The organism is Crossiella sp. S99.2, from assembly GCF_023094165.1.
GTDB lineage: Bacteria > Actinomycetota > Actinomycetes > Mycobacteriales > Pseudonocardiaceae > Crossiella.
In genome coordinates, this window is the sequence record NZ_JALMDK010000011.1 from 133,491 (window position 1) to 149,652 (window position 16,162).

A 16,162-nucleotide genomic window follows, 5' to 3' on the forward strand; every position below is an offset into this window, starting at 1 on the left:
CCGGGGCGGGCCGGTGGCAGTGCCCGCCCGGGGACAGGGGGGCTTTACGTGGTCAACAGGCGTGCGCGAAATTGGTTACTCACCGGCGGGGCGGTGGTCACGGCGGCCGCCGCGGTCGCCGGAGTGCTGGTGTTCTGGGGTCCGGAGGGGGAACAGGAGAAGCCGGGCTCGTCCACGCCGGGACGCGCGCCGGTGCTCGCCGCCGAGGCGGCCGGCGGTTTCCTCTCCGCCTTCGGCAACAACGACATCGGCAGCTCGGCCGGGCTCACCGACAACCGCGCCGCGGCCGAGCCGGTGCTCAAGGCGCTGCGCAACCCGGCCCAGGACACCCGGCCGGAGAAGGTCACCCTCAAGGTCAAGTCCAAACCGGCCCCCACGCCGGAACAGACCGAGTTGAGCGTGCCGTTCACCGCACGCTGGGACTTCAGCGGCGGGCGGGCGTGGGAGTACGAACACGCACTGCCGCTGCGCAAAGAGAACGGCAACTGGGCGGTGCGCTGGGCCCCGGAGGTGCTGCACCCGCGGTTCGCCGCCGGCCGCACGCTGTCGATGACCACCGCCAACGCCGAGGGCGAACTGATCGGCGGCGACGGAAAACCCGTGGCGGGCAACGATCTCTCGCCACAACTCCTGCCCACGGTGCGCCGCGCGCTGGAGGGCGATCTCCAGGGCGAACTGAGCTGGGCCCTGGTACTCAAGGAACCAGACGGCAAGGTGGCGGACACCCTCGCCGAACGCAAGGGCAAAGCCGCCACCAACGCCGCGATCACCCTGCTGCCCCAGGTGCAGGCCGCGGCCCAGGCCGCGGTGAACAGCCAGAAAACCAACCCCGCCATGATCGTGGCCATCCGCTCCACCGGCGAAATCCTGGCCATCGCACAGAACCCCGCCGCCGACGCCAAGGGCCTGCCCGCCCTGACCGGCCTGTACGAGCCCGGATCCACGTTCAAGGCGGTCACCGCCGCGGCCGTGCTTCAGGCCGGCAAAGCCGACCCCGGCACCGTGCTGCCCTGCCCCAAGGAAGACGTGATCAAGCAGCGCCGGGTCCGCAACGACGACAACTTCGACCTCGGCGAGGTCCCGCTGAGCACCGCCTTCGCCCAGTCCTGCAACACCACCTTCGCCCGCCTCGCCGCGGACCTGCCGACGAACACCCTCCCGGACGCCGCCCGCCAACTCGGCATCGGCGTGGACTTCGACGTCATGGGCATCACCACCAACACCGGCAGCGTGCCCACCCCCGCCTCCCCCGCCGCCCAGGTCGAGGCGAGCTTCGGCCAGGGCCAGGTCCGCACCAGCCCCTTCGGCATGGCCCTGGTCGCCGCCACCGTCGCGGCCGGCGGCCGCAGGCCGGTCCCAGTGCTGGTCCGCGGCCAGAAAACCACCGTCGAAGGCCCCGGTTCCGTACTGCCGAGCGGGGTCGCGACCCAGTTGCGCGGCCTGATGCGCGGCGTGGTCACCAGCGGCACCGCCAAGGCCCTCAACGGCCTCGGACCGGTCCACGGCAAAACCGGCACCGCCCAGTTCGGCGACGGCACCCAGGCCCACGGCTGGTTCACCGGCTTCCGCAACAACATCGCCTTCGCCGTCCTGATCGACGGCGCGGGCAGCTCCAAACCCGCGGTAACCATGGCCGCCCACTTCCTCAAGTCCCACAACGCCTGACCCACCCACCCAAGCCCACCAAGTTGGCCCAACTCGTACGCCCGGTTGGCACAAGTGGGCGTACGAGTTGGGCCAAGTGGTACGGGTCGGGTCAGCTGGCCTGGGGCAGGAGGGGGTCTTCGGCGAACTGGGTTCGGTACAGCTCCGCGTACCGCCCGTCCTTGACCAGCAGTTCGGTATGCGAGCCGCGTTCCAGGATCCGGCCGTCCTCGATCACCAGGATCACGTCGGCCGCGCGAATAGTGGACAGCCGGTGCGCGATGACCAGCGCGGTCCGGTTGGACAGCGCCTCACTCAGCGCCTCCTGCACCGCCGCCTCCGAACTGGAGTCCAGGTGCGCGGTGGCCTCATCGAGGATGACCACCCGAGGCTGGGCCAACAGCAACCGCGCGATGGTCAGCCGCTGCCGCTCCCCACCGGAGAGCCGGTAACCCCGCTCCCCCACCACCGTGTCCAGCCCATCCGGCAGCGTGGCCACCAGATCGGCCAGCCGGGCCTGCCGCAACGCGGTCCAGACCTCCTCATCCGTGGCCGCCGGACGCCCGTAACGCAGGTTCGCGCCGATCGTGTCGTGGAAGAGATGCCCGTCCTGGGTCACCACACCCACGGTGTCCCGGATCGCGTCAAACGAAAGCTCCCGGACGTCCACATCGGACAGTCGAATGGACCCGGCGTCCACGTCGTAAAGCCTTGGCACCAAAGAGGCAATGGTCGACTTTCCCGCACCCGAGGACCCCACCAGCGCGATCAGCTGACCCGCCTCGGCCCGGAAACTGATGCCGTGCAACACCTCCTGACCGCCACGCTTATCCAGGGTCTCCACATCCTCAAGGGAGGCAAGGGAAACCTGGCTCGGCGCGGGGTAACCGAAGCGCACGTCCTGGAACTCCACCGACACCCCGCCCGGCGGCACCGTCCGCGGCCGCTCCCGTTCGGTGATCGACGGCGCCAGGTCCAGCACCTCGAAGACCCGCTCGAAGGAAACCAGCGCACTCATCACATCCACTCGCGCGTTCGCCAGCGCGGTCAGCGGCGAGTACAGCCGGGTCAGCAGAAGAGCAAGGGAGACAACGGTTCCGGCCGCGAGCTGGCCCTGGATCGCCAGCCAGCCACCGAGTCCGTAGACCAGCGCGAGCGCCAGGCTGGACACCAGGGTCAGCGCGGTGACGAAAGACATCGTGGTCATCGCGTTGCGCACGCCGATATCGCGCACCCGCGCCGCCCGCGCGCCGAACTCCTCGGCCTCCTCCCGCGGCCGCCCGAACAACTTCACCAGGGTCGCCCCCGGCGCGGAGAAGCGTTCGGTCATCTGGTTGGTCATGCCCGCGTTGTGCCCGGCAGACTCGCGCTGCAGGTCGGCCATCCGCCGCCCGACCCGGCGGGCGGGCAGCACGAACACCGGCAGCAGCACCATCGCCAGCACGGTGACCTGCCAGGACAGCGTGAGCATCACGCCGAGCGCGAGGGCCAGCTGGATGACGTTGGTGAGCACCCCGGACACGGTGGAGGTGAACGCCCGCTGCGCGCCGACCACGTCGTTGTTGAGCCTGCTGACCAGCGCGCCGGTGCGGGTGCGGGCGAAGAAGGCCACCGGCAGCTCCTGGACGTGCTCGAACACCGCCCGCCGCAGGTCGTAGATCAGCCCTTCGCCGATCCGCGAGGACAGCCAGCGCTCCACCAGGCCGATCGCCGCGCCGAGCAGGGCGATGGCGGCGATGAGCAGCGCGATGCGGACGACCAGGCCCGAGTCCCCGCCGCCCACGATCGCGTTCACCACCTGCCCGGCCAGCACCGGGGTGCTGACCGCGAGCACCGCGGAGATGACGGTCAACCCGAGGAAGACCAGCAGCTTGCCGCGGTGCGGGCGCGCGAAGGAGAGCACCCGTCGCAGGGTGCCGCGCCGCACCTTCCTACTGGCGGTGTCCTGGCGCATCGCCCCACGCATCAACATCCATGTGCCGTCCACGGCCCCTCCTAGTGCAGGTTCGACCAGCACAACACCGAGGAGTCGTGAACTATTCCATGGTGAAACTATTCAGCTGTGGGACCGGTCAGGCTTCAGGAGCCCGCTGGGTTCATCAGCGCCCGCAGCTCGGCCAGCCTGCGGAGCTGCGCCGATCGCTCGGCCTCGGTCTGCTCGGACAACGACGGGCTGCCCGCCGCCTTGGCCAGCAGGGCGAGGGTCTCCCGGCTCGCCCCCGGCATGGGCGCGAGCAGGCGGGCGACCAGGTTCGTCACCGCGGCGTCCAGCGCGTCCGCCGGCACGACCTCGTTGACCAGCCCGATCCGCAGGGCCTCCTCGGCGCCGACCCGCCGGCCGGTCAGGCAGATCTCCACGGCTCGCGCGTATCCGACACACTGCGTGAGCGGGAGGGTGCCGCCGAGGTCGGGAACCAGTCCAAGACTGGTCTCGGCCATCGCGAACTGGGCGTCCTCGGCCACGATCCGGAGATCGCAGGCCAGGGCGAGCTGGAAACCCGCGCCGATCGCGTGCCCATGCACCGCCGCCACGGTGATGAAGTTCGACTCACGCAGCCAGGTGAAGCCCTGCTGGAACCCGGCGATCACGGCGTGGGAGTCCTCGGACGAACCCGAGACGAGGGACACCAGACCTGGCTGCCCGTCAAAACCCTCCGCGGTGAACAACCGCCGGTCGAGGCCAGCGGAGAAGGCGCGGCCGACCCCGCGCACAACCACAACCCTGACCTCGTCCGGCAGCGCCGAGCCGATCTCGCGCAGGGCCACCCAGGTCGCGGGCGTCTGCGCGTTGAGCACCTCGGGCCGGTTCAGCGTGACCGTGGCAAGCGGACCGTCCACGGAAAGCTGGACACCCCCGCGCTCCAGCAGGCCAGCGTCGATCTTCGAATCATCTGGCATGGGGAACTCGTCGGCTCCTGGATTCTGTTGTGTGGTGGGAAAAATTCGCAGTCGTCGGTTGACCCGACGTCACTTCTTCTTGGTACGCGTGGCGCCGCCCCGGCCCCGCAGTGTCACACCGGACTCGCTCAACACACGGTGCACGAAGCCGTACGAGCGACCGGTGGACTCGGCCAGGGACCGAATGCTCGCGCCCTTCTCGTACTTCTTCTTCAGGTCAGAGGCAAGCTTGTCCCGAGCCGCGCCGGTGATCCGGGCGCCCTTCTTCAGGTCAGTCGCCACCTTGTCCCGCCTTCCGTCCGAGCAGGTGGGTCGATCTACGACCCCTTGGGGGCAATGATCGAACAGGAAGGCAGTAAATGCTAGGCGATCATGGAAAAACGTCGCCAAATGGTACCTGCTTCACCGATAGTTGATCGACGAAGCACGCTAAGTGTAGTCAGCACCGCCCGATCGGCGGTCGCGCTAGGCGAGTTGCACCAGCTCGAGGTAGTCAGCGGACCAGTGATCTTCGGTACCATCGGGCAGCAAGATCACCCGTTCCGGCTCCAAAGCCTCCACCGCTCCGGGATCGTGGGTCACCAGCACCACCGCGCCGGCGAAACTACGCAGCGCGTCCAGGACCTGCTCACGACTGGCCGGGTCCAGGTTGTTGGTCGGCTCGTCCAGCAGCAGCACGTTGGCCGCGCTGGAGACCAGACCCGCGAGCGCGAGCCGGGTCTTCTCGCCACCGGAGAGCGTGCCGGCGGGCTGGTCGAGCTGCTCGCCGCTGAACATGAAGGAGCCGAGCAGGGTGCGCAACTGCTGCTCCGGGGTGTCCGGGGCGGCGTGCCGGATGTTCTCCCACACGCTCGCGCCGTGATCCAGGGTCTCGTGCTCCTGCGCGTAGTAGCCAAGCCGAAGCCCGTGACCTGGGACGATACGTCCGGAGTCGCTCTTCTCCTGGTCGCCCAGCAGCTTGAGCAGGGTGGTCTTGCCTGCGCCGTTGAGGCCGAGCACGACCACCTTGGAACCGCGGTCGATGGCCAGGTCCACGCCCGCGAAGATCTCCAGAGAACCGTAGGACTTGGACAGGTTCTCCGCGGTCAGCGGGGTCTTGCCGCAGGGCGCGGGCTCGGGGAAGCGGATCCGGGCGACCTTGTCGGAGACCCGTTCCTCGTCCAGTCCGGCCAGCAGCCGCTGGGCCCGCTTGGCCATGTTCTGCGCGGCGACCGCCTTGGTGGCCTTGGCCCGCATCTTGTCGGCCTGGGCCATCAACGTGGAGGCCTTCTTCTCCGCGTTGGCGCGTTCCCGGCGGCGGCGCTTCTCGTCGGTGGCGCGCGCGTCCAGGTACCGCTTCCAGTCCATGTTGTAGATGTCGACCTCGGCGCGGGTGGCGTCGAGGAACCACACCCGGTTCACCACGTCGGCGAGCAGGTCGACATCGTGGCTGATCACCACGAGTCCGCCGTCATGCGCCTTGAGGAAGGAGCGCAGCCAGGTGATGGAGTCGGCGTCGAGGTGGTTGGTCGGCTCGTCCAGCAGCAGGATGGTGGCCGACTTGGCGCCGCCGCCCCCGCCGTCGGAGGCCGCGAACAGGATCCGGGCCAGCTCGACCCGGCGGCGCTGACCACCGGACAGGGTCTGCAGCGCCTGCTCCATGACGCGCAGCGGCAGGCCGAGGTTGGCGCAGATCCGGGAGGCGTCGCTCTCCGCGGCGTAACCGCCGAGGGCGGAGAAGCGCTCTTCAAGGCGGCCGTAGCGGCGGACGGCGCGCTCGCGCGCGTTCTCGTCCACCAGTTCGGCCATCTCGTTCTGCGCCTTCTCCAGGTCGCGGGCCAGCTGGTCCAGGTTGCGGGCGGAGAGCACCCGGTCCTTGACCGTGACCGACAGGTCGCCTTCACGGGGGTCCTGCGGCAGGTAGCCCAGTTCCTCGGCGAGCTTGATCTCGCCGGCGTGCGGCTCGCTCTCACCGGCGAGCACCCGCAGGGTGGTGGTCTTGCCCGCGCCGTTGCGGCCGACCAGGCCGATCCGGTCGCCCGGCTGGATGCGGAGGTTGGCGTCGGCGACGAGGATGCGCGACCCAGCGCGCAGTTCCAGCCCGTTGGCTGAGATCAAGGGAAGCTCCAAGGATTTTTGTGGTCGGCCAGGCCTAGCGGTCATCGGCCCGCCGGTTGTCACCGGCGAGCTGTCGAGCGGCCTACAGCGTCAGAACCACGCCACCATCATACCCGGCGCACGCACACGATTTACCGTGCGCCCGCGCACACCTGTGCCGGACACCCCCGATCCGGCTCTCGTACTCGCCGGTAAGTTGACCTAGAGTCTGGGAACATGAGCCAGCCGAACACCCCCGCCCGCACGGACTTCACCGGTAAGACAGCCCTGGTCACCGGGGCCAGCCGGGGCATCGGCCTCGGTATCGCCGAGGAGCTGCTCGGCCGGGGCGCGAACGTGGTGATCACCTCCCGCAAGGCCGAGCAGGTCGAGGCCGCCGTACGGCACCTGGCGGGCACGGTGGAGGACGGCGACAAGCGGGTGCTGGGCCTGCCCGGCAACACCGGCGTGGACGTGGACCGGGAGGGCGCGGTGGACGGCACCCTGGCCCGCTTCGGCTCGCTGGACGTGCTGGTCAACAACACCGGCATCAACCCGGTCTTCGGCTTCCTGATGGACGCCGATCTGAACGCGGTGAAGAAGATCTTCGACACCAACGTGGTGGCCACCCTGGGCTTCATCCAGCTGGCCTGGCACCGCTGGATGGGCGAGCACGGCGGCACCGTGGTCAACATCGCCTCGGTCGGCGGCATCCGCTCCACCGGCGCGATCGCCGCCTACGGCGCCTCCAAGGCCGCGCTGATCCGGCTGACCGAGGAGCTGGCCTGGCAGCTGGGCCCGAAGGTGCGGGTCAACGCGGTGGCCCCGGCGGTGGTCAAGACCAAGTTCGCCGAGCAGATCTACACCGGCCGCGAGGACGACATCACCAGCGCGTACCCGATGAAGCGGCTGGGCACCCCGGAGGACGTGGCCCGCCTGGTGGCGTTCCTGGCCTCGGCCGAGGCGGACTGGATCACCGGCGAGACCGTGCGCGTGGACGGTGGCCTGCTCGCCACCGGGACGCTGGGCTGAGTCGTGCTGCGGGTCGACCCGGACAGCCAGGTCCCGCCCTGGCGCCAACTGCACGACCAGGTCCGCACCGCGATCGCGGCGGGCACCCTGGCGCCCGGCATGGCCTTGCCCACGGTCCGCGGCCTGGCCGCTGACCTTGGCATCGCCGCGGGCACGGTGGCCAGGGCGTACAAGGAGCTGGAGGCGGCCGGGGTGGTGCGCACCGCGGGCCGCAAGGGCACCGTGGTGGCCGACCAGCCCCCCGCCTTCGCCCCTGATGAGTTGCCTGCCCTGGCCGAGGAGTTCGTGCGGCAGGCCAGGTTGCTGGGCGCGGACCGGGTGGCGGTGTTCAACGCGGTCAACAACGCCTGGCCGGTGGACGGCTGACCGCTCGTTCGTCTACCGACCGGTCGGTAGACGGTTGATAAGCGCGCTTTCTTCATTGACTGAAGAAAGCGGCGAGCGCGGCCGCGGTGTCCTCGGGCGCTTCCTCCGGCAGGTAATGGTCACAGGGCAAGCCTTTTCCGCTGACCTGTTCGGCGTACTCGCGCCAGGCGGCGAGTACGTCGTAACTCCGTCCGACAAAGCCCGCCTCGCCCCACAACGCGAGCAGCGGGCACTGGATTCGATTACCCGCGCGCGCGGCCGCGTCGTCGTGCACAAGATCAATTGACGCGGCCGCGCGATAGTCGGCGCAGGAGGCCGCGATCGCGGCGGGATCGCGGAAACAACGCACGTACTCCGCGATCGCGGCCTCAGCGAAGGGCGTGCCCCCGTGGTGCCGGGCGCCCATCCGGGCCCGGATCCAGAACTCGGGATCGTTGCCGATGAGCCGCTCCGGGATGCCATGCCCCGCGGCCAGGAAGAACCAGTGGTAGTAACCGAGTCCGAAGTGCTTGTCCGCGTGGGTGAAGGTGTACCGGGTGGGCACGATGTCCAGCACGGCGAGCCGGGTGACGGACTCGGGATGGTCCAGCGCGAGCCGGTGCGCGACCCGGCCGCCACGATCGTGGCCCGCCACGGCGAACTGCTCGAAGCCGAGCCGCCGCATGACCGCCAGCTGATCGGAGGCCATGGCCCGCTTGCCGTATTCGGCATTGTCCGGTCCGGGCGCGGGCTTGTCGCTGTCGCCGTAACCCCGCAGATCGGTGAGCACCACGCTGAACCGCTCGGCCAGCCGCGGCGCGACCTCATGCCAGATCAGGTGCGTCTGCGGATAGCCGTGCAGCAGCAACAGCGGCGGCCCTTCCCCTGCGGTCACGGTGTGGATGCCGACACCGTCGGCGTCGACGATCCGGCTGGTGAAGCCACTGGGCAGCGGAACGCTCATCGCACGAACTCCAGCAACGCCTTGGTGAACTCCTCCGTGCTCGCGGTGCCGCCGAGATCAGGCGTGCGAACCCCGGTCCGCGCCAACAGCTCCGCCAACGCACCCTCCACAGTGGACGCCGCCTCGACGTGCCCGAGATGCTCCAGCATCAGCGCCGCGGTCCAGATCGCCCCGAGTGGATTGGCGATCCCCCGCCCCGCGATGTCCGGCGCCGACCCGTGCACCGGCTCGAACATCGACGGAAACTCCCGCTCCGGATTGAGATTCGCCGCAGGCGCCAGCCCAATGCCGCCGGCGACCGCCGCGGCCAGATCACTGAGGATGTCCCCGAAGAGATTCGACCCCACGATCACATCAAACCGGGCCGGATCCAGCACGATCTTGGCGCACAACGCGTCAATGTGCTCCTGCTCCCAGCGCACGCCCGGATGGCCCGGCGCGGTCTCGGCGACCAGCTCATCCCAGAACGGCAACGTGTGCACAATCCCGTTGGACTTGGTCGCCGAAGTCAACCGCCCCCGCCGAGCCCCGGCCAACGTGAACGCGTACTCCAGCACCCTGGTCACCCCAGCCCGGGTGAACACGGCTTCCTGCACCGCCATCTCCTCGGGAAACCCCCGGTTGAGCCGCCCCCCGATCTCGCTGTACTCCCCCTCCACGTTCTCCCGCACCACCACGAAGTCCACCGCGCCGGGTTCGGCCCCCCGCACCGGACTGGGCACGCCCGCGAACACCTTGATCGGCCGCAGATTGACGTACTGGCGGAAACCACGGCGGATCGGGATCAACAGACCCCACAACGAGATGTGATCCGGCACCCCCGGGTCGCCAACCGCGCCAAGGAAGATCGCGTCATGGTGGCGAATCCGCTCGAGCCCATCGGCAGGCATCATCGCGCCGAGTTCGCGGTAGCGGGCACAGGACCAGTCGAACTCCTCGTAACTGAAGCGGATGCCGTGGCGGGCGCCGACGGCGTCGAGCACCACGCAGGCCGCCGGGGTGACCTCCCGGCCGATGCCGTCGCCGGGGATGAGGGCGATGTGGTGGTGGGTTGTCATGGTGTCGATGGGATCAGCGGGGTGGGGGCGCGGTCCAAGACTGGTTGCCGGTCAGGGCGATAGGCGGGGGCTATCAGGGCGGGTGGGGTGGCGGGCTCGCGGCGGAGTGGGTTGGCGGCGCGCGGGTGGGTGCGCGGGTGGGCGGACGTGCAGCCGCTTGGACGGGTGTTCAGGCGGGTGGGCAGGCAAGCGCGCAGCGGCGTAGCTCGGCGCGCAGCGGCGTAGCTCGGCGGGTGCGGCGTAGCTCGGCGGGTGCGGTTGGGCGGCTTGATGGCTTGGCTGCGCAGCGGTTTTGGCGGGTGTGAGCGGTTTGCCGAGCGCGGATGGAATCGCTAGCGTGAGTGTTCGCCGAGCGCTGGCGGTTCGCTTGCCACTGATGGTTTGCCCGACGTGGTCGGCTCGCGTAGCGCGGCTAACTTGTGTGGTGCTGGTGGCTCGCGCAGCAGGGGCGGTTCTCCTAGCGCGGGTAACCCGCCAGGCGCAAGTGGCAGCAGCGGTTCACTGGCAGAGGCGGGGTTCTCCAGGCGTGACGAGCGGCTTGAATCACCCGATTGGGTAGGTGATCCAAACGCGAAGGCAACCAAAACGCGGGTTTCTGCGTTCCGCTAGAGAGCGGTGTGCGGGGCGGAGGGCCGAAGGCTCACTCGGGCGACTCGCTCGGTCGGGACCAGGCAACCGTCAGGCCAGGCAACCGCTGGGCATCGGGCAACCGCCGGGCGGGGAGTCGCGGCCGTGCGGTCGATCCGGGATGAGATCGACCGCCGGGTCCGTGTGTTGCTCGGCGAGTTGCCGGGCGGCTCGGGGCTCACCAGAAGTGGGCGACGTCCACCACGACTCGGTTGGGCAGGGTGAATACCCGGAACGGCAAGCGGGCGCGCACGCCCAGGCCGACCAGGGTCTGTCCTTCGAAGGAGCCGGCCCAGGCTACTTGGCGGAAGGTTTGGTAGCCGGTGACGTTGACCAGCTCGGCGCGGTTGGCCGGGTGGTAGGTCAGGTTGCCGTGTTCGTCGTAGGCCGGGGCGTCGACCTTGACCGAGAGGATGGCGCCGCCGCGCAGTGGCACTGGGTTGCCGGTGGGGTCTTCGGTCATTTCCGGGACGTAGCGCACGGTGTAGCCGTCGGCGGGGCCGCGGAGGTCGATGACCAGGCGGTCGTAGCAGTCCTGGCGGCCGGCGCGGATGTTGGTCAGTTCGGCCGTGGTGGTGGGGTTGGCGTGTTTGTCCGTGGAGCCCCAGGCCAGGCCGCAGTAGCCGGGTGTGGCTGAGGCGGTCAGGGGCGCGGTCAGCGCCATGGCCGCGAGTGCGGCCAGCAGTAAGGCCAATCGTCGTGACACCATCTCGTGCTCCCCTCGGGAACCGGAAGTCCGGCTACCCGGCAGACGCCCGAGTCCTTCGGCTCGTTGTCCGGCCGTCGGCGACGTGTCCTGTTCGTGCCCGGAACGTCACCTGGCCCGTTCCGCCACCCACCTGACCTGCTCCGCCGCCCGCCCAACCTGCTCCGCGACCCACTTGGTCTGCTCCGCCGCCTCCTCGGCCGACCTGGCCCGCCGCTTCCTCAGCCGACCTGGTCCGCCGACTCCGTGGCCACGGTCAGGAAAGCCTTGGCTGCGGGGGTGAGTGGGGCGGTTCTGGTGGCCAGGGCCAGGGTGAGGTGCGCGGGGGGTTCCAGGGTCAGGACCAGGGCGCCTGCTCGGTGGGCCAGGTCGGACCAGGAGTCGGCGAGGATGGCCAGGCCGACGCCGCTGAGTACCAGGGGCAGGATGGCTTCGCGGTGTTCGGTTTCGACGACCTGGTGGAGGTCTACGCCGCCGGCGCGGATTTGTTCGACCAGGCGGCGCATGCCGGTGCCGGGTTGGCCGACCACGATTCGTTGGCCGGCTAGGTCTTCCGGGCGGACCACCTGGTCGGGCTGGAAGGGGCCGTCGGGTGGGGCGATGAGGACGAAGCGTTGGCGGCCCAGTGGGATCAGGCGGATATCGGCTGCGGCGGGGAGTTCAGTGGCGCCGAGTAGGCCCAGTTCGGTGACGCCGGTGCGTACCGACTCGATCACCTCGGGGGCGGTGAAGGCGGCGCGGATGGTCACGGACAGGCCGGGGTGGCGGGTGGTGAACTCGGTGATCAAGTGGCTGAGCGGCTGCACTGCCTGGGAAGGCATGGCGGCGATTTCGACCCGGCCGACGGTGAGGCCGGCGGTGGAGGCGACGCTGGCGCGGGCGGTGTCCAGGCCGCGGACTACCTGGCGGGCGGGTTCGACCAGGGCGTGGCCGGCGTTGGTGAGCACCAGGCGGCGGCCGACGCGGTGGAACAGGTCTTGGCCCAGGTCGCGTTCCAGTGCGCGGATCGCCTGGGACAGGGAGGGCTGGGCCAGGTAGAGCGCGGCGGCGGCCCGGTGCACGCCGCCGTGGTCGACGACCGCGAGGAAGTAGGCGAGCTGCCGGGCATCCATGACCTCGACGCTACCGGGCTCAGTGGGTCAGCGCGGGCAGCAACCGGCGGGCGAGCACCGGGGACAGCGAGGCCAGGAAACTGGCGGAGAGGTGGTTGTCGTCCAGGTAGACCTGGATGTTGCCGATCACCGGCGGGCAGCCGTCGGCCGCGCACAGGTAGTCGCTGAGGTCCACAAAGGACACGTTGGCTGGTATGTCCGGGATGGACAGGTAGGGCGGATGTTCCGGGTAGAGGTCGGCGCGGGTGGCCACGCAGTCGGGGGCGTCCGGGCCGAGTTCGTAGGCGCAGGTGGACGGCCAGTGGTCGAAGCGGGGGTTGTCCCGTAGTGCGACCACCGGGATGTTGGCTGCTGCCAGGCGTTTCCACTGTTCGACGAAGCCGGGTGGGGTGACCTCGGTGCGGCCGATCCTTACGTCCCGGCTGGCCAGGGTGAGCACGGCGTCCGGTTTGAGGTTGATGATCTCGGCCGCGGCGGCGGCGTTCCAGTCCACGCAGGGCTGATCGCCGGGCATGGACTCCGACGCGGTGGAGAACGGGCAGAGGCCCTTGAGCATGGCCACCACCCGCCAGTTGCGTTTGGCCGCGATCGGGCGGACCGCGGCCAGGTACTGCTGCATGTGCGAATCTCCCACCAGGACAACGGTTTTCGCAGGTTTGTCCATTGTGGACGTTGAGCACATCTCCAGGTCAGGGTTGCGGGCGGCGCGGGTGCAGTCGAGATCGTCCAGGGTGGCCCAGTCCTGGGGCAGGGCGATCCGGGGTGGCATCGGCGGCAGGTCGTCGGCGCCGCGGTACTGGAAGCCGGGGATCATGGCCTGCGCGCCTGGGTAGTCGCGGCTGCCGATGGTGATCGAGTAGCGGGCGTCGCGCAGGGCCAAGGCCTGCCAGGAGGTGGCCAGCGCGAGCACCGGGACGAGTAGCAGCGCGGCGAATCGGTAGGCGCCCCAACGGGTTGCGGGCAGCAGCCGGGTGGGCTGTTCGACCAGGCGGTGGGTCAGCGTGGCCAGCATGAGCGCGGCGCCGATCACCAGGATGCTGCCGCGCCAGCCGACCTGGTCGCCGCCGCGGGCGACCAGGTAGAGCACCAGCACCGGCCAGTGCCACAGGTACAGCGAGTAGCTGAGGTCGCCGAGCCGGACCAGCGGCCGGGCGGAGAGGACCCGGACCCCGTCCCCGGAGATGATCACCAGCGCGGCGGCCAGGGTTGGCCAGAGTGCGGCGTAGCCGGGGAACACGGTGCCCACGTCGATGATCAGGCCGCAGCTGATCAGCGCGAGGATCCCGAACCAACCGATCGGTCGGCGGAGGCGCTGTGACAGCGTGATCGCGTCCACTACGAGAGCCAGCAGGCCGCCGAGGGCGAACTCCCAGACCCGGGTGAAGGTGTTGAAGTAGGCGAACGGTTGGTCGGTTGCGGTGAGCACGACCGAGTAGGTCAGGGAGGCGGCGGTGAGCATGCCCAGTGCCAGGCCGACCCGACGGCGCAGTCCGCCGCGCCGGCGCAGCAGCAGCGCGATGAGCAGCGGTAGCAGCAGCATGATCTGGGCCTGCACGGACAGCGACCAGAAGTGCTGCACCGGGCTGGCCAGGTCGTTGCGGGCGAAGTAGTCCACCGAATCCGCGCCCAGCCGCCAGTTCTCCAGGAACACCGCGGCCGCGAAGACCTCCCGGATGGTCTGGAACCAGCGTTCCGGCGGCAGGATCAGGTACGCCGCGACCGCGGTGGCCGCCAGCACCACCGCCGCCGCGGGGACCAGCCGGGTGAGCGTGCGGCCCCACTGCCGAGGCAGGTCGAGGCGGCCGCGTTCGGCGGCGCGGACCAACTGGCCGGTCAGCAGGAAGCCGGAGAGCAGGAAGAACACGTCCACGCCGCCGGAGATCCGGTCCGAGTAGACGTGGTAGATCACCACCAGTACCACCGCTAACGCGCGTAACCCTTGCAGCTCAGGGCGATACCCCCGGGTCGGGGTGCCGGTGATCTCGGCTCGGGTCACCCGTCCGAGCTTGCGGGGCAAGTCTGAAGCGGCCCTGAAGAGCGGCCGGTTCACTAGAATCCCGGCATGCTGCCCAAGGTGTCCGAGGACCGACTCCGCGCACTGCACGGACTGGCCGCGGACGTGCGCGACACACTCGCCGAGGCTGGACTGCCGATGACCGGCGACCTCGCACCTGGTCTCCGGGTGGGCGTCCGGGTCGAGGTGGATCCCGCCGACGACGAGGCGGGTGGGGTGTGGGTCGACTGGCACACCCATCCGCGGCTGGCGGAGGCGGCGGCGGACTGTGTCAACGAAAGGCGACTGGACGACCCGGTGCTGACCCGCCAGGGCGAGGTGATGGAGGCGATGCAACAGGCGATGCTGGCGATCCTCACCGCCGCGGGCTTCCAGGCCGGCGACCCGGACCACGACTACCGGCCGTATGAGCTACAGGTCACCGCGGGCCCACGGCCCTAAGGTTCGGTGACCACCACTTCCACCGTGCGAGCGCGTTCGGCGGCGTCGTCGAGGATGGTGCGGCGGGGCTCGGGCACGTCCAGGATGCGGTCCTCGGCGCGGCTCATCAGCTCGGCGATGCGGCGGTCGGTGCGGAGTTCGGCCAGCGCGGCGCGGTCGCCACCCAGCATCACGGCGTCCACAGTGGACAGTTGGGGCACCAGCACCCGGAACACGTCGTCGGCCGCGGCCTGCAACGCGACCCTGGCCTGGCCTTCGCGGCGGCGGGCGAAACGTTGCTGAGACCAGCCGCCCGCCTTGTTGCGGCCGTGCACCTGGCGGCGGTCGGTGGTGGACAGCAGCACCTTGCCGCCCTCGGCGATGCCCAGGCTGTGCCCGCCGAGGCGGACCAGGATCAGCGCGATCCGGCGCGGTCGCAGCAGGTGTGGCAGCAGCGGGTCCAGGTGCAGGCCGGGGCTGGTCACCGGGTCGCCGGGCAGGCCGCCGAAGGGGATGGTCAGCTCGGCGCGGGCGCCGTCGGCGGCGGTGAAGACCGCCTGGTCCGGACCCAGCACCGACTCGGTGACGCCCTGGTGGCGGGTGCCGAAGCGCTCCAGGAACCCTTGCAGGCGTTCGGGTTCGACCTCGACCGCGCGGCCACCGCCGGCGACCTGGCGGACCCGGCTCATCGCGGGGCCAACGCGACGCACAGCGGCAGCGGGTGGCCGCTCTCGGCCGGGGACAGGCATTGCACCGCGGCGAAACCGGCGGCGGTCAGCGCCTCGGCGACCTCCTCCACCGAGAGCACCCGGTGATGGGTGGACACCGAGCCGGCCACCGCCCAGCCCTCCGCGCCGCGGATGAGCTGCACGACGTCCAGACCGTAGGAGCCGCCGTCCTCGGCCCAGTCCCACAGCTGCACGGTGACCTGGCGGTCCGGGCCGGAGCCGGTGACCCGCGGTGGCGGCGCGGTGGGCCGGAACACGCCGAGTTTGGCCAGCTCAGGCACTGCGGCGACGAGCACGCCGCCGGGGCGCAGCAGGCGGCGGATCTGGTTGAGCACGGTGCCCAGGGCGTTCTCGTGGGCCAGCCGGGGCAGCAGGTCGTCGTTGGCGCGCACCGCGTCGACCGGACCACGGACCACCCCGTCCAGGAGATCCATCAGGTCCACGCTGAGATGCCTGCCGGGACCGAGGACCGCGGCGGCCACATCGGCCAGGACGTCCTCTGGCGCGCGAGGCACCGGCACCACCTCCACGGGGGCGA

Annotated in this window: 15 protein-coding genes; 4 read left to right on the forward strand and 11 right to left on the reverse strand. The window is 70.2% G+C overall.

What is annotated here, in order from left to right; genetic code table 11:
- Window positions 1–48: 48 nt before the first annotated feature.
- The gene (locus MZC64_RS34700) at window positions 49–1,665 is read left to right on the forward strand and encodes a penicillin-binding transpeptidase domain-containing protein (RefSeq protein ID WP_247763845.1); all 1,617 of its coding nucleotides are present in this window, start codon (window positions 49–51) and stop codon (window positions 1,663–1,665) included.
- 91 nt (window positions 1,666–1,756) lie between these two features.
- Here MZC64_RS34700 and MZC64_RS34705 read toward each other — a convergent pair whose 3' ends face one another.
- The 4 genes from MZC64_RS34705 to MZC64_RS34720 all read right to left on the reverse strand — a co-directional run bounded on the left by MZC64_RS34705 (window position 1,757) and on the right by MZC64_RS34720 (window position 6,639).
- Window positions 1,757–3,631, reverse strand: a complete 1,875-nt coding sequence (locus MZC64_RS34705; protein WP_247763846.1) for an ABC transporter ATP-binding protein — start codon at window positions 3,629–3,631, stop codon at window positions 1,757–1,759.
- Window positions 3,632–3,723: 92 nt separating this feature from the next.
- On the reverse strand, window positions 3,724–4,542 hold the full coding sequence (locus MZC64_RS34710; RefSeq protein ID WP_247763848.1) for an enoyl-CoA hydratase/isomerase family protein: 819 nt from the start codon (window positions 4,540–4,542) through the stop codon (window positions 3,724–3,726).
- Window positions 4,543–4,611: 69 nt separating this feature from the next.
- Window positions 4,612–4,824, reverse strand: coding sequence for a helix-turn-helix domain-containing protein (locus tag MZC64_RS34715; RefSeq protein WP_086780855.1), 213 nt, complete (start codon window positions 4,822–4,824; stop codon window positions 4,612–4,614).
- 183 nt (window positions 4,825–5,007) lie between these two features.
- The gene (locus MZC64_RS34720; RefSeq protein WP_247763850.1) at window positions 5,008–6,639 is read right to left on the reverse strand and encodes an ABC-F family ATP-binding cassette domain-containing protein; all 1,632 of its coding nucleotides are present in this window, start codon (window positions 6,637–6,639) and stop codon (window positions 5,008–5,010) included.
- A gap of 216 nt (window positions 6,640–6,855) precedes the next feature.
- Here MZC64_RS34720 and MZC64_RS34725 point away from each other — a divergent pair, with 216 nt between their 5' ends.
- Together MZC64_RS34725 and MZC64_RS34730 are read left to right on the forward strand one after the other, a co-directional pair.
- Window positions 6,856–7,650, forward strand: a complete 795-nt coding sequence (locus tag MZC64_RS34725) for an SDR family oxidoreductase (protein WP_247763851.1) — start codon at window positions 6,856–6,858, stop codon at window positions 7,648–7,650.
- A gap of 3 nt (window positions 7,651–7,653) precedes the next feature.
- On the forward strand, window positions 7,654–8,016 hold the full coding sequence (locus MZC64_RS34730; RefSeq protein WP_185006722.1) for a GntR family transcriptional regulator: 363 nt from the start codon (window positions 7,654–7,656) through the stop codon (window positions 8,014–8,016).
- Window positions 8,017–8,068: 52 nt separating this feature from the next.
- Here the strand turns inward: MZC64_RS34730 and MZC64_RS34735 are convergent, their stop codons facing one another.
- The 5 genes from MZC64_RS34735 to MZC64_RS34755 all read right to left on the reverse strand — a co-directional run bounded on the left by MZC64_RS34735 (window position 8,069) and on the right by MZC64_RS34755 (window position 14,458).
- Window positions 8,069–8,959, reverse strand: coding sequence for an alpha/beta fold hydrolase (locus MZC64_RS34735; protein ID WP_247763852.1), 891 nt, complete (start codon window positions 8,957–8,959; stop codon window positions 8,069–8,071).
- Window positions 8,956–10,017 carry a tartrate dehydrogenase gene (locus MZC64_RS34740; RefSeq protein WP_247763853.1) on the reverse strand — a complete coding sequence of 354 codons (1,062 nt, stop codon included), beginning with the start codon at window positions 10,015–10,017 and terminating at the stop codon, window positions 8,956–8,958. Before MZC64_RS34740 ends, MZC64_RS34735 begins: the two co-directional genes overlap by 4 nt.
- A gap of 805 nt (window positions 10,018–10,822) precedes the next feature.
- Window positions 10,823–11,353, reverse strand: a complete 531-nt coding sequence (locus MZC64_RS34745) for a hypothetical protein (RefSeq protein ID WP_247763855.1) — start codon at window positions 11,351–11,353, stop codon at window positions 10,823–10,825.
- Window positions 11,354–11,571: 218 nt separating this feature from the next.
- The gene (locus tag MZC64_RS34750) at window positions 11,572–12,462 is read right to left on the reverse strand and encodes a LysR family transcriptional regulator (protein WP_247763856.1); all 891 of its coding nucleotides are present in this window, start codon (window positions 12,460–12,462) and stop codon (window positions 11,572–11,574) included.
- A gap of 19 nt (window positions 12,463–12,481) precedes the next feature.
- Window positions 12,482–14,458, reverse strand: a complete 1,977-nt coding sequence (locus tag MZC64_RS34755) for an acyltransferase family protein (protein WP_247763858.1) — start codon at window positions 14,456–14,458, stop codon at window positions 12,482–12,484.
- 66 nt (window positions 14,459–14,524) lie between these two features.
- Between MZC64_RS34755 and MZC64_RS34760 the strand changes: the two genes are divergently transcribed.
- Window positions 14,525–14,917 carry a hypothetical protein gene (locus MZC64_RS34760; protein WP_247763860.1) on the forward strand — a complete coding sequence of 131 codons (393 nt, stop codon included), beginning with the start codon at window positions 14,525–14,527 and terminating at the stop codon, window positions 14,915–14,917.
- On the opposite strand, the gene MZC64_RS34765 is transcribed toward MZC64_RS34760, so the two are convergent.
- Together MZC64_RS34765 and MZC64_RS34770 are read right to left on the reverse strand one after the other, a co-directional pair.
- Complete coding sequence (locus MZC64_RS34765) at window positions 14,914–15,585, reverse strand: acVLRF1 family peptidyl-tRNA hydrolase (RefSeq protein ID WP_247764036.1); 672 nt, start codon at window positions 15,583–15,585, stop codon at window positions 14,914–14,916. The genes MZC64_RS34760 and MZC64_RS34765 overlap by 4 nt on opposite strands.
- On the reverse strand, window positions 15,582–16,139 hold the full coding sequence (locus MZC64_RS34770) for a hypothetical protein (RefSeq protein ID WP_247763861.1): 558 nt from the start codon (window positions 16,137–16,139) through the stop codon (window positions 15,582–15,584). The genes MZC64_RS34765 and MZC64_RS34770 overlap by 4 nt, the downstream gene beginning before the upstream one ends.
- Window positions 16,140–16,162: the final 23 nt, after the last annotated feature.